This window comes from Stenotrophomonas pavanii (genome assembly GCF_900101175.1).
Taxonomy (GTDB): domain Bacteria; phylum Pseudomonadota; class Gammaproteobacteria; order Xanthomonadales; family Xanthomonadaceae; genus Stenotrophomonas; species Stenotrophomonas pavanii.
On sequence record NZ_FNFQ01000002.1, the window covers coordinates 268,637 to 281,340 of the forward strand.

Annotated in this window: 11 protein-coding genes; 7 read left to right on the top strand and 4 right to left on the bottom strand. The window is 68.6% G+C overall.

Translation table 11 applies throughout. The features are described 5' to 3' along the window. Window positions 1-92 precede the first annotated feature (92 nt). Genes dkgB through BLS66_RS04725 form a run of 4 tightly spaced genes read left to right on the top strand, consistent with a single transcriptional unit; the run spans window position 93 to window position 3,133 of the window. Window positions 93-896, top strand: a complete 804-nt coding sequence (gene dkgB / locus BLS66_RS04710) for a 2,5-didehydrogluconate reductase DkgB (RefSeq protein ID WP_074725239.1) — start codon at window positions 93-95, stop codon at window positions 894-896. 11 nt (window positions 897-907) lie between these two features. Then, entirely contained in the window at window positions 908-1,855 is a 948-nt protein-coding gene (locus BLS66_RS04715) for a TIGR03571 family LLM class oxidoreductase (RefSeq protein ID WP_074725240.1), read from the top strand. Between the two features lie 19 nt (window positions 1,856-1,874). Then, window positions 1,875-2,813: a cyclase family protein gene (locus BLS66_RS04720; protein WP_143025127.1), complete on the top strand. Its 939-nt coding sequence runs from the start codon at window positions 1,875-1,877 to the stop codon at window positions 2,811-2,813. Further along, a complete protein-coding gene (locus BLS66_RS04725) occupies window positions 2,810-3,133 on the top strand; it encodes a MoaF-related domain-containing protein (protein WP_074725241.1) in 324 nt (107 codons plus the stop codon). The genes BLS66_RS04720 and BLS66_RS04725 overlap by 4 nt, the downstream gene beginning before the upstream one ends. A gap of 19 nt (window positions 3,134-3,152) precedes the next feature. On the opposite strand, the gene BLS66_RS04730 is transcribed toward BLS66_RS04725, so the two are convergent. Further along, on the bottom strand, window positions 3,153-4,106 hold the full coding sequence (locus BLS66_RS04730; protein WP_074725242.1) for a LysR family transcriptional regulator: 954 nt from the start codon (window positions 4,104-4,106) through the stop codon (window positions 3,153-3,155). Window positions 4,107-4,212: 106 nt separating this feature from the next. Between BLS66_RS04730 and BLS66_RS04735 the strand changes: the two genes are divergently transcribed. Beyond that, the gene (locus BLS66_RS04735) at window positions 4,213-4,956 is read left to right on the top strand and encodes an SDR family oxidoreductase (RefSeq protein ID WP_074725433.1); all 744 of its coding nucleotides are present in this window, start codon (window positions 4,213-4,215) and stop codon (window positions 4,954-4,956) included. 121 nt (window positions 4,957-5,077) lie between these two features. Here BLS66_RS04735 and BLS66_RS04740 read toward each other — a convergent pair whose 3' ends face one another. Genes BLS66_RS04740 through BLS66_RS04750 form a run of 3 tightly spaced genes read right to left on the bottom strand, consistent with a single transcriptional unit; the run spans window position 5,078 to window position 10,568 of the window. Further along, a complete protein-coding gene (locus BLS66_RS04740) occupies window positions 5,078-8,155 on the bottom strand; it encodes an efflux RND transporter permease subunit (protein WP_074725243.1) in 3,078 nt (1,025 codons plus the stop codon). Beyond that, window positions 8,152-9,324, bottom strand: a complete 1,173-nt coding sequence (locus tag BLS66_RS04745; protein ID WP_074725244.1) for an efflux RND transporter periplasmic adaptor subunit — start codon at window positions 9,322-9,324, stop codon at window positions 8,152-8,154. Before BLS66_RS04745 ends, BLS66_RS04740 begins: the two co-directional genes overlap by 4 nt. Further along, complete coding sequence (locus BLS66_RS04750) at window positions 9,321-10,568, bottom strand: TolC family protein (RefSeq protein ID WP_074725245.1); 1,248 nt, start codon at window positions 10,566-10,568, stop codon at window positions 9,321-9,323. The genes BLS66_RS04745 and BLS66_RS04750 overlap by 4 nt, the downstream gene beginning before the upstream one ends. A 62-nt stretch (window positions 10,569-10,630) precedes the next feature. Between BLS66_RS04750 and BLS66_RS04755 the strand changes: the two genes are divergently transcribed. Next, the gene (locus BLS66_RS04755; RefSeq protein WP_074725246.1) at window positions 10,631-11,305 is read left to right on the top strand and encodes a response regulator; all 675 of its coding nucleotides are present in this window, start codon (window positions 10,631-10,633) and stop codon (window positions 11,303-11,305) included. Beyond that, complete coding sequence (locus tag BLS66_RS04760) at window positions 11,298-12,677, top strand: sensor histidine kinase (RefSeq protein ID WP_074725247.1); 1,380 nt, start codon at window positions 11,298-11,300, stop codon at window positions 12,675-12,677. Before BLS66_RS04755 ends, BLS66_RS04760 begins: the two co-directional genes overlap by 8 nt. The last annotated feature ends 27 nt before the right edge of the window (window positions 12,678-12,704 follow it).

Genomic DNA, 12,704 nt, shown 5'->3' on the forward strand with positions numbered 1-12,704 from the left:
CCGTATACACGGCTTAATCAACAAATGTAAAGCGCCCACACTTCGCCCTGTCACGAGCCCGCCGGCTCTCAACCAAGTCCCTGGAGTCCATCATGAGCGTTCCTTCCTTTGGCGTCGGCACTTTCCGCCTGACCGGCCAGACCGTCATCGACTCGGTGCGCAACGCCCTCGACGTCGGCTACCGTGCCATCGACACGGCGCAGATCTACGGCAACGAAGCCGAGGTCGGCCAGGCCATCGCCGAATCCGGCGTTCCGCGCGACCCGCTGTTCCTGACCACCAAGATCTGGGTCGACAACTACGGCGCCAACAAGCTGATCCCGAGCCTGCGCGACAGCCTGGCCAAGCTGCGCACCGACTACGTCGACCTGCTGCTGATCCACTGGCCGGCGCCGGGCAATGGCGTTGAACTGCGCGAGTACATGACCGCGCTGGCCGAAGCCAAGCGCCTGGGCCTGACCCGCCAGATCGGTGTGTCCAACTTCAACATTGCGCTGACCCGGCAGGCCATCGAGGTGGTCGGCGTCGGCGAGATCGCCACCAACCAGATCGAACTGAGCCCCTACCTGCAGAACCCTGCTCTGACCGCCTTCCTCCAGGACCAGGGCATCACCGTCACTTCCTACATGACCCTGGCCTACGGCAAGGTGCTGAAGGATCCGGTGCTGGCCGCCATCGCCGACAAGCACCAGGCCACCGTGGCCCAGGTCGCGCTGGCGTGGGCGCTGCAACTGGGTTACTCGGTCATCCCGTCCTCGACCAAGCGCGAGAACCTGGCCAGCAACCTGCTCGCCCAGGACCTGCACCTGGATGCCGACGACATGGCCGCGATCGCTGCGCTTGACCGCAACGGCCGCGAAGTCGATCCGCCGGGCCTGGCCCCGGCCTGGGACTGAGGAGCCTCGCCATGGGCAGTGCGTTGGCGCGGCTGCAGGCCGGTGGTTTCAGCATCGGCATCGAAGCACCGCTGGACAATGACTGGACGCCACTGGGCGAGCAGGCACGACGCGCCGCGCGACGCCGGCCCGGCGAACCGGACCTGCAGCGCCATGCGGAACTGGCACGGTTGGCCGACCGCCTCGGCTTCCGTGCGCTGTGGGTACGCGACGTGCCGGTGTACGACCCGGCCTTCGGCGATGCGGCGCAGGTGTTCGAGGTATTCAGTTACCTCGGCTACCTGGCCGGCATCACCAATGACATCCTGCTGGGCACCGGTGCGGTGGTGCTGCCGATCCGGGAGCCGTTGCTGACCCTGAAGTCGGCGCGCAGCGTGCAGCGGCTGAGTGGTGACCGCCTGCTGCTGGGCGTGGCCAGTGGCGACCGCCCGGTGGAGTACCCGCTGTTCGGCCGTGACTTCGACAGCCGCGGCAGCCGCTTCCGCGAGCAGATCGCACTGCTGCGCGAAGGCGCCGCCGCGCACCTGCCGCAGGGCCTGGATGTGTTGCCCGCGGATGGCCCGGCCCTGCCGCTGTTCGTGGCCGGCCTGGCCCAGCAGCAACCGGCGTGGATCGGCCAGCACATGGACGGTTGCCTGGCCTATCCGGGCACGCCGCAGGACCATGCGCAACGCGTGGCGGCCTGGCGCGCCGTGGCCGGCAATAAGCCCTATGCCAGCTTCATCCACCTGGACCTGCTGGCCGATGCCAATGCCCCCCTGCAGCGCTGGCGCTTCGGCCTGCGCGGCGGCCGCAACGCCCTGCTGGCCGAGCTGCACGCCATGCAGGCCGCCGGTGTCGACCACATCGGTCTGCAGTTCCGCCGCAACGAACGGCCGTTGGCCGAGACCTTCCACGAAATCGCCGAGTACGTGCTGCCGCACTTCCCGGCCCATGCCGGCGCCGCCGCGGCGGCCTGACCGTTACCGGAGCTTTGCCATGAAGATGAAGACCCTGGCCGCGCTTGCGTTGGCTACCCTCCCGCTGTCTTTCCAGGCCACCGCCGAGGACTGGTATCCCTCTGCCTATGGCGCCAACGATGAGATCGGCGCGGCCAACCTGCTGACCGCGGACGTGGTCAAGCGCGCGGTCTCGCTGGTCAGGACCGGCAAGACCTATCCGCTGGCGGTGCCGGTGGACAAGAACCTGCCCGCGTTCCGCCACCGCAGCTTCCGCCTGTACAACGTGCAGGTCGGCCAGCAGGCCGGCAGGTCGCTGGGCCCCAACAGGTTCACCTTCAACGATGAACTGGTGAACGCGTGGACCGGCGTTGGCACCCAGCTCAACGGCATCGGCCATATCGGCATCGACAACGTCTACTACAACGGCAACAAGGCCGCCGACTTCGTCACCGTCGACGGCGTGCGCAAGCTCGGCGTCGAGAAGGTGCCGCCGATGGTCACGCGCGGCGTCGTGCTGGACATGACCGCGTACTACGGCAAGGCGATCGTGCCCGGCGGCACCGAGTTCACCGTGGCCGACATACAGGCCGTGCTGAAGAAGCAGGGACTGAGCCTGCGCAAGGGCGACGTGGTGCTCTTCAACACCGGCTGGCTGGAACTGATCGGAAAGGACGACAAACAGTTCCTGGAAGTGGAACCGGGTATCGGCATGGAGGCCGCGAAGTGGCTGGCCGACCAGGGCATCGTCGCCTTCGGTGGCGACACCTGGGCCTCGGAGGTCTACCCGAACCCGCACGGTGCCGAGGAGTTCCCGATCAACCAGTACATGCTGGCCAAGCGCGGCATCTACAACCTGGAGCTGATCGACAGCCGTGCGCTGGTGCGAGACAAGGCCTGGGAATTCCTGTTCGTGCTCGGCCAGCCGCTGTACGTCGGCTCGACCCAGGTCAACATCAACCCGGTGGCGATCCGATGAGCGCCGCCTCCGCCCTGCCGTTGTTCGCCGGCCGTCGCTTCCGCGTCCGCTATGACGGCCTGGCCGCCGACAACGTCTACAGCGCCGATGGCCGCCACGTGCAGTACGCCATCGTCTCCGGCGCCTATGCCGGTGCGCAGGGCGAAGCCGCCTGCGAGTGGCAGCAGATCAGCGAAGGGGTCTATGCCATTTCGTGGCAGGAAGCCGATGGCGCAACGGTCGTGCATGTCGATGACTTCGTCGGCGGTCGTTCGCTGGCCTGGTTCACCGCCACCGATGGCAGTTTCCATCGCATGCAAGGGCCGCTGCACCCGCTGTGATGCCGGCCAGCGGCCGGCACTACCGCGTGCGGTCGGACGGCTTCGCGTGCTGCTTCGGTAGTGCCGGCCGCTGGCCGGCAACCCCGGTCTGCTCGAACACCCCGGCCACCCAGTCGATGAAGACCCGCAAGCGTGGCGATGGCGTGCGGTTGCGCGGGTAGACCAGGCTCAACGGGCTTGGCGTCGGCGGCGCCTCCGGCAACAGCTCCAACAGCTGCCCGCGCGCGATGTACGGGTCCATCCGGTAGCGGGGCGCCTGGATGATGCCCAGGCCCGCCAGCGCGGCGCCGAGGAACGCATCCGCACCGGAGACACGCACCCGTGCAGGCAGCGGCACGTAGTGCACCTGCCCGGCCTGCTGGAACTCCAGGGGAATCAGCTGGCCGGTGGCGCTGGAGCGATAGCCGACCATTTCATGCCCGTCCTGCAGGGACGCGATGCTGCCGGGCACACCCTTGTCCTGCAGGTAACCTGGCGCGGCCACGGTGACCTCGCGCAGCATCGTCAACCGGCGCGCCGCCAGATCGCTGTCAGCCAGCGTCCCCACCCGCAGCGCCGCATCCACGCCTTCGCGCAGCAGGTCGACATAGCGGTCGCCTTCGCTGACCTCCAGTTCGATCTCCGGGTAGCGCTGCAGGAATTCCGGCAGGTGCGGGAACAGCAGGTGCCGGCCCAACGTGCCATGCACTTCGATACGCAACGGGCCGCGTGGCGGCGCATCCCGGAACGCGGCCTCGGCATCGTCCATGTCGGCGATCAGGCGCAGGCATCGCCCGTAGAAGGCTTCACCTTCCAGCGTCGGCACCACCAGCCGCGTGGTCCGGTGCAGCAGGCGCACGCCCAGCCGCTGTTCCAGCGCCTTGATCGCGTCGGTCACCGTGGCCCGCGGCAGCCCGAGGTCCTCGGAGGCGCGGGTGAAGCTGCGGCGCTCGACGATACGGACGAAGGCGCGCATGGCCGTGAAGCGGTCCATTGTTCGGCTATCCGGATGATGTTGGCGGATTATGCAGGATTATCCGAACGCGCAATGGCGCGAAGATGGTCCTGCGTCGCTCCGGCGCGTCCCCGTGGAAGCCACCATGACCCTCTCCCCCGCCCGCTCTGTCGCCCTGGTCACCGGCGGATCGCGTGGCATCGGTGCCGCCATCTCGCGTCGGCTGGCCGCCGATGGCCACGCGGTCGCGATCAACTATGCGGGTCGCCGCGACGACGCCGAAGCCTTGGCCGCCGAACTGAACGCCGCCGGCGCGCAGGCCATCGCGCTGCAGGCCGATGTGTCCGATCCGCAGGCGGTGCGGCAGCTGTTCGATGCCATCGACGCCCGCTTCGGCGGCATCGACGTGGTGGTCAACAGCGCGGGTGTGCTGCAGCTGGCCCCACTGGCCGATTGCGACGACGCCCTGTTCGATCGGGTGATCGGCATCAACCTCAAGGGCGCCTTCAACGTGCTGCGCGAAAGCGCGCGACGGGTGCGCGACGGTGGCCGGCTGATCACCCTGTCCACCAGCGTGGTTGGCATCAGGCTGGAGAACTACAGCGTGTATGCGGCCAGCAAGGCGGCGGTGGAGACGATGGGCGCGATCCTGAGCAAGGAGCTGCGCGGGCGCAACATCACCGTGAACGCGGTGGCGCCCGGACCGACCGCCACCGATCTGTTCCTGGATGGAAAATCGCCGGAGCTGATCGAGCGGTTGGCGAAGATGAACCCCCTGGAGCGGCTGGGTACGCCGGACGACATCGCCGGTGCGGTGGGGTTCCTGGCCGGTGCCGATGGCGGATGGATCAACGGCCAGGTGCTGCGCGCCAACGGCGGGATGGTGTAGATCGCGCGAGCGGCATCCACGCATGGCGTGGATCTACCTAGAAACCCGTGGCGGTTGATCGAATCCACGCAGGACGCGAAGCCCCTGTAGAGCCGAGCGTGGGCTCGGCTCTACAGCAGGGTCAGGCGATACGTGCCTCGCGGCGGCGATGCACCCAGTAGTACAACGTGGGCAGCACCAGCAGGGTCAGCAGCATCGCCGACAGCAGGCCACCGATCACCACCACCGCCAGCGGCTTCTGGGTTTCGGCACCGATCGCGTGCGAGGTCGCCATCGGCAGCAGGCCGAACATCGCCAGCAGCGCGGTCATCAGCACCGTGCGCAGGCGCTGCAGCGAACCCTGCACCACTGACTGCAGCAGGTCCATGCCCTGCTCGCGCAGCTGGGCGAAGCGACTGAGCATCACCACGCCGTTCAGCACTGCTTGCCCGAACAATGCAATGAAGCCGATCGCCGCCGACACTGAAAGCGGAATGCCGGTCAGCCACAGGGCCAGGATGCCGCCGATCATCGCCAGTGGCACGTTGGCCAGGATCAGCGCGGCGCTACTGATGTCCTTGAAGGCATCGAACAGCAGCACGAAGATGATCAGCACCGACAGCGGAATCACCCAGCCCAGCCGCTTCATCGCCCGCTGCTGGTTCTCGAACTCGCCGGACCACTCCAGCTGGTAGCCCTCCGGCAACTGTACGCTGGCCTCCACGCGCTTGCGCATGTCAGCCACCACGCTGCCCATGTCACGCCCGGCAATGAAGATGCTCACCGCCTTCACCCGCTGCGCGTTCTCGCGCGAGATGTTGATCGCGCCGCTGGCCATGCGGAAGTCGGCCACGTCGGACAGCGTCACCGTGTGGCCATCGCCGATGCCGACCGGCACCGTGCGCAACCGCTGCAGGTCGCGGTCGGCGTCGTCTAGGCGCAGCGTGATCGGGAACCTGCGGTCACCTTCCCACAGTTCGCCGACCTGGCGCCCGCCCAGTGCGGTCTCGATCACCTCGTCGATGTCGCGCACGTTCAGGCCGTAGCGCGCGGCGCGGTCGCGATCGATCTCGATCTGCAGTTGCGGCAATGAGCCGTCGCGGTCGATGAAGGCGCTCTCCACGCCCTCTACGCTACGCACCTGGCCGAGGATCGCCTGCGCCTGCTGGTTCAGCACGTCCAGGTCGGAACCGCTGACCTTGATCACCACCTGGCCCTTGATCTGCGAGATGCTCTCCAGGATGTTGTCGCGCACCGGCTGCGAGATCGAGAACTCAGGGCCCGGAATGCGCTGCTCCAGCGTACGCTGCAGATCACTGACCAACTGCCGCTTGTCCACGCCCTTCGGCCACTCCTTCTCCGGCTTCAACGCTACCAGCGCCTCGATCTGGTTGGCGCCCTTGGCATCGGAACCGTCTTCCGGGCGCCCCAGCTTGGCCACCACCGTCGATACCTGAGGAAAGGTCCCGACCAGCTCACGGATGCGCCGCGACTGCTGCTGCGCCTCGGCCAGGCTGGTGCTCGGGTCGAGCGTGGCGGTCAGCCAGATCGACCCTTCGTCCAGCTCGGGCAGGAACTCCGAACCCAGCCGCGTGCCCAGTGCCAGCGTGCCGACCAGCAGCGCAACCGCGGTCAGGACCACTGCACGCGGGCGGGCCAGTGCGCGCTCCAGGACCGGCCGGTACCAGCCGGTCAGGCGGTCCATCAGCGGATTGCCGTCGCGCATGCGATCGCGCCGCAGCCACCAGTAGCAGAACAGCGGCACCACGGTCAGCGCCAGGATCAACGCACCGATCAATGCCGAGGTCACCGAGTACGCCATCGGCGCGAACATGCGGCCTTCCTGGCGCTGCAGGGTGAAGATCGGGATATGCGCGGCGATGATGATCAGCATCGAGAAGAACGTCGGCCGGCCCACTTCCGACGCTGCCGAAAGAATGGTCGAGAACCGTGTCTTCCGGTCGGCCGTGGGTGGCAGCTTCGACAATCGCGAGACGATGTGCTCGGTCACGATCACCGCGCCGTCGATGATGATGCCGAAGTCCATCGCACCCAACGACAGCAGGTTGGCCGGCACGCCCCACAGATGCAGGCCGAGGAAGGTCGACAGCAGCGCCAGCGGCATCATCGCCGCCACGATCAGCGCGGCACGGGCGTTGTACAGGAACAGCCACAGCACCAGGAACACCAGCACCGCGCCTTCCAGCAGGTTGCTGAAGACGGTTTTCAGCGTGGTCGAGACCAGCCACGAGCGATCATAGAACGGCTCGATGCTGACCCCGGCCGGCAGCTGGTTCGCCTCGATCTCGGCGATGCGCGCATGCAGCGCGTCGAGCACGTCGGAGGGATTCTCGCCCTTGCGCATCAGCACCATGCCGAACACCGCATCGTCGTTGTCGTCCTGGCCGACCAGGCCCTGCCGGGGCAGGCCGGTGTCGGCGACGCTGGCCAGGTCGCGCACCAGGATCGGCGCGCCCCCGCGCTGCGCCACCACCACGTTGCCGATGTCGGCCGGCGAACGCATCAGGCCCACGCCGCGGATCAGGAACTGCTGCTGGCCGCGTTCCACGTAGCCGCCGCCGGCGTTCGAGCTGCCCTTCTCCAGCGCCTCGGCGAATTCACCCAGGCTGATGCCGCGGTCACGCAGCTTGTCCAGGTCCGGCTTGACCTGGAAGGTCCGCGCGAAGCCGCCGAAGCTGATCACATCGGCCACGCCCGGCACGGTGCGCAGGCTGCGCTCCATCGTCCATTCCTGCACGGTGCGCAGCTGGGTCGGCGTCATGTGCGGGCCCTTCAGCACGTACCGGTAGATCTCACCCACCGCCGAACTCATCGCCTCCAGTTCCGGCGTCACCCCTTCCGGCAGCTCCACCCCCTGCAGGCGCTCCAGCACCTGCTGGCGCGCGAAGTAGTCATCGGCCTTGTCGTCGAAGGTCAGGATGATCATCGACAGGCCGAACTGCGTATGCGAGAACACCCGCACCGAATGCGGGAGGCCGGACAGCGCCACTTCCAGCGGCATCGTCACCTCGCGTTCCACCTCTTCAGCGGCGCGGCCCGGATGCAGCGATACCACCGTCACCTGGGTGTCGGACACATCCGGAAAGGCTTCCACCGGCAGCACGCGGAACGCGGCGATACCCGCGCCGATGAACAGCAGCAGTGCCAGCATCACCATCAATGGCTGGCGCAGGCAGTACGCAATCAGGCGATCGATCATGGCGCAGCGTGCCCCGTGCCGGTGCTGGCAGCGGCCGGCGCGCTGTCCACCAGCTGCTGCAGCAGCAGCCCGCCTTCAACCACCACTCTGGCGCCCTGGGCCAGGCCCTCGCGCACCCACAGGCGGCCATCGCCCAGTTCCTCGGCATGCACGGCGTGGCGCGCGAAGCGGCCCTTGGCCTCCTCCACGAACACCACCTGCTTGCCGTCGATCAGCAGCACCGCGGCATCGGGCAGCGAGACACCGCCCTCGGCCGGCACTGCCACCTGCGCACGCACGTACTGGCCCGCCTTGAAACCGCGCGCACGGTTGTCCAGCTCGGCGCGCGCCTGCACCACGCGGCGCTCGCTGTCGACGAAGTCATCCACGTGCTGCAGGGTCGCCTGCAACGGTTGGCCATCGGCGCCGGGCACACTCACCTGCATACCCGCCTTCAAGCGTCCGGCCAGGCGCTCGGGAACATCCAGCAGCAGCCACAGGCGGTCCGGATCGCCGATCACCGCCAGCGGCTGCTCGCTGTCGGGGCTGACCGCCATGCCCGGGCTCATCCGCCGCTCCACCAGTACGCCATCGATCGGCGTGCGCAGCGGCAGGCGCTGGTCCACGTGCTGGCCATTGCCATACGCCTTGGCGAAGGCGGTCGCGCGCGCGTGATCGGCCTGGCTGGCGGCGAAGTTGGCCTCGGCTTCGTCCAGTTCACGACCGGACGCCACACCCGCCGCATGCAGCTCGCGGGTGCGGTCCAGTTCCCTGCGGGCCTGCTGCAGCTGCGCGCGACCACGCACACCATCAGCCTGGGCCTGGCCGAACTCGGGCGAGGTGATCCAGGCGATCACCTGGCCTGCCTTCACCTTCTGCCCAGGTTGTGCCTCGATGCGCGCCACCTGCCCTGCCAGTGGGGTGCGCAGCGCACTGGAGCGGGTCTCGTCCCAGACCACGCGGCCCGGCAGCTGCAGGTTGGCGCTGGCGACGGCGGTCACCGCCTCGCTGCGCAGTACATCCAGCTGGCGGCTGCTGGCGGGAAACTGGATCTGGCCGGCACTGACCTGTGGCGCGTCCTCGGTGTACGACGCCGGTTCGCGGCCGCAGCCGCCCAGCAGGGCCAGCGCCAGCAAGGCGGGCAGCACGGCATGGCGCGCCTGCGGGCGGCAAGCGACGGTGAACTTCATCGAGACTCTCCTTCTGCAACGGATGTGGCCGCTTCCCAGCGCGCCAGGGCGATGGCATGGTCGGCACGCGCCTCGATCAACGCGGCTTCGAACTCGCGCCAGCTGCGGCGCGCGTCAAGCAGATCGGTCAGGCTGGCGGCGCCGCGGCGGTAGGCCAGTTCGATGCCCTGCACCGCCGTGCGTGCGGCATCGGACTGCAGCCCTTCGTAGTCGCTGCGACGCTGCGCGGCCGACCGCGCGCTGGCCTGCAGCTGGTCCAGTTCAGCGCGCGCCTCGCGCTGCAGTACCTGCAGTTCCAGCGCCGCACTGTCACGCTCGGCTTCGGCGCGCTGGATCGCGCCGCGTGCACGTGACGGGCCGCCGAGCGGAATCGTCAGCGATACGCCCCAGGTGACACCGCTGATGTCGGTCGGCTCGCGCTCGGCCTCCACTCCCAGCTGGATGTCGCGGTGGCGCTCGCTGCGCGCCAGTGCCACACCGGCGTCGGCGGCGACCAGGCGTGAACGCGCCGCGCGCAGGTCGGCGCGCTGCTGCGGGTCGAACGCGCGTGTATCGGCGATGTTGCCTGGATCTGGCCATGGATCATCGGCACTGAGGTCATGGCTGTCGTCACGGCCAAGCAGCAGGGCCAACGCATGCCGCGCATCGCGCAGGTCCAGCGCGGCCTCGCGCGCCGCATCGGCCACCGCGAGGTCGTCCACCGCCAGTCGCGCACGATCCACCGGTGCCATCGCCCCAGTGGCGACCTGCTTGTCAGCGGCGGCCAGCTGCTCGGTCGAGCTCTGCCGGTTGGCCTCGGCGATCCGCACCCGCTCCTGTGCGCCCTTCAGTCCGAAATAGGCTTCATGCAGCGCCACCTGCTGGCGGCGTCGCGTGTCGAGCATCTCCAGCCCGGCCACCTGCAGCAACCCGTCAGCCTGGCGGATGCGCAGCGCACGCTTGCCGCCGCGCTCCCAGGTGAAGCCCAGGCCCAGCGTGCTGTCCATCCGCTTGTCCTGCCAGCGCCCCGGGCCGACGCCGTGCTTCGGGCTGATCTTGCTGCTGCCGATCGACAGCTCGGCCGCTGGCCGCAACGCGGCGGTCTGCGCATCGCCCTGCACCCCGCGCAGTTCCAATGCCATCGCGCGCAGGTCCGGGTTGTACGCCTCCATGGCGCGCTGCGCTTCCGCCAGCGACAACGCTGAAGCCACGGGTGCGCACAGCAGAGCGGCCAGCGCGGCCGCAAGACGAGGGGAGAAATTCATGCGCGTCACGGTAAGGTGACGCACTTGCGCCAAACTTGCCCCAACCTTGCACGAAGCTTGCAATGCGAATCCTGCTGATCGAAGAAGACGCCGCTCTGGCCGATGGACTGATCCGCGCCCTGCAGGGCGCCGGCCATCTGTGCGACCACCTTTCGCGCGGCCTGCACGCGCCGGCTGCACTGGCCAGCGCGCCGTATGACGTGATGGTGCTCGACCTTTCATTGCCCGATGTCGACGGCCTCGACCTGCTCTCGCGCCTGCGCAATGACGGCGTCACCCTGCCGGTGCTGATCCTCACGGCGCGCGACGGTGTGGAGGACCGCATCCTCGGCCTCGACCGGGGTGGCGACGATTACCTGGCCAAGCCATTTGCACTCGGTGAGCTGGAGGCGCGCCTGCGTGCGCTGTCACGCCGCCGCAGCGACGCACCGGCACAGAAGCGGCTGGGCCGGTTGTGCTTCGACATCATCCGCAATGAAGTGCAAGTGGAAGGCCAGCGCATCGAACTGACCGCGCGCGAGCTGTCGCTGGTCGAGGCATTGATGCAGCATCCCGGCCGCACCGTCACCAAGCAGCGCCTGTTCGACGCCCTGTACAGCTGGGACCACGAGGCCAACCTGTCGGTGATCGAAGTGCATGTCAGCCGCCTGCGCCGCAAGCTGGAGCAGGCACGCGCCGGCGTCGGCATCCGCATGTTGCGTGGCCTGGGGTATCGGCTGGAGGCCGGGGGTGACTGAGCGCGTGCACAGCCTGCGGGGCCTGCTGCTGCGTCGCCTGTGGCTGCCCTTGCTGGTGTTGCTGCTGTGCAGCGCGGTCGGTTCATTCGCGCTGGCCCGCTTCTACGCCGGCCAGGTCTATGACCGCTGGCTGCTGGACTCGGCGATGTCGTTGTCCGAGCTGGTGAAGGTGCAGGACGGGCGTGCCTCGATCGAGATCACGCCTGCGGTGTCGCGCATGTTCACCTGGGATACCGCTGACGAAGTGCATGGCGAAGTGGTCGACGCCGCGGGCGGGCGCCTGTATGGCGACCTGCCCGAAGCGCTGCCCCGCCCCTCGATCGCTGCCGGCAGCGACGATGCCGTCTACTACGACGCGCGCCTGCGTGGGCAGCCGGTGCGCATGGTCGAAGTCGTGGTCAGCGCCGGGCCGGGCCACGATATCCGCCTGCGCGTGGCCGAGACGCTGCGCAAGCGCCATCGCCTGGAGCGCAAGCTGCTGCTGACCAGCATTCCGTTCCAGGCCGCGATCCTGGCGCTGGCTGCGTGGCTGGCCTGGTCCGGTACCGGCGCGGCTGCACGCCACGCCAACCAGGTGGCGCGGCGGTTGGCCAGCCCACGCCCCGACCCGCTGGCGCCACTGGAGCCGGCGCAGGAGGCGCCGCGCGAACTGTGGCCGGCGGTGGAGGCCTACAACGCCCTGCTGCAGCGACTGGACGCCATGCAGGCCGCGCAACGGCGCTTCGTCAGCAACGCCGCGCACCAGCTGCGCACGCCGCTGGCGGCGATGCAGGTGGAGCTGGAGAGTTCATTGCGGCAACAGGATCCGCAGGCCCAGCAGCTGGCGCTGTCCGGCACGCTGGCCGGGTTGGCGCGGCTGCAGCACCTGGTCAACCAACTGCTGATGCTCAGCCGTTCGGAAGATCCCCATGGCAGCGTACTGCCGCTGCAGCCGCTGGACCTGGCCGCGCTGGCGCGGGGCGTGGTCGAGCGCTACGCCGACCGTGCGTTGGCGGCCGACGTGGACCTGGGTTACGACGGACCCGACGACGGTGTGCAGGTGCAAGGTGATCCGCAGCTGCTGCGCGAGGCGCTGGGCAACCTGCTGGACAACGCGCTGCGCTACGGCGCGGCGCCCGGTGTGATCACCCTCGGCGTTCGGCAGGAGACCGACGGCGTGCAGGTATGGGTAGACGATGACGGCGCCGGCATCGCCGAAGCCGAACGCGCACGCGTCACGGAACGCTTCTACCGGGCCAGCAGCGAGGGCGACGGCTGTGGGCTGGGCCTGGCGATCGTGGCCGAGATCGCGCAGCGGCATGGCGCGATGTTGAAGATCGAAACGGCGCCGCTCGGTGGCGCGCGGGTAGGGGTGCGGTTCCGTTCGCGTTGACGTCCTGCGTGCCAACCAAGGTTGGCA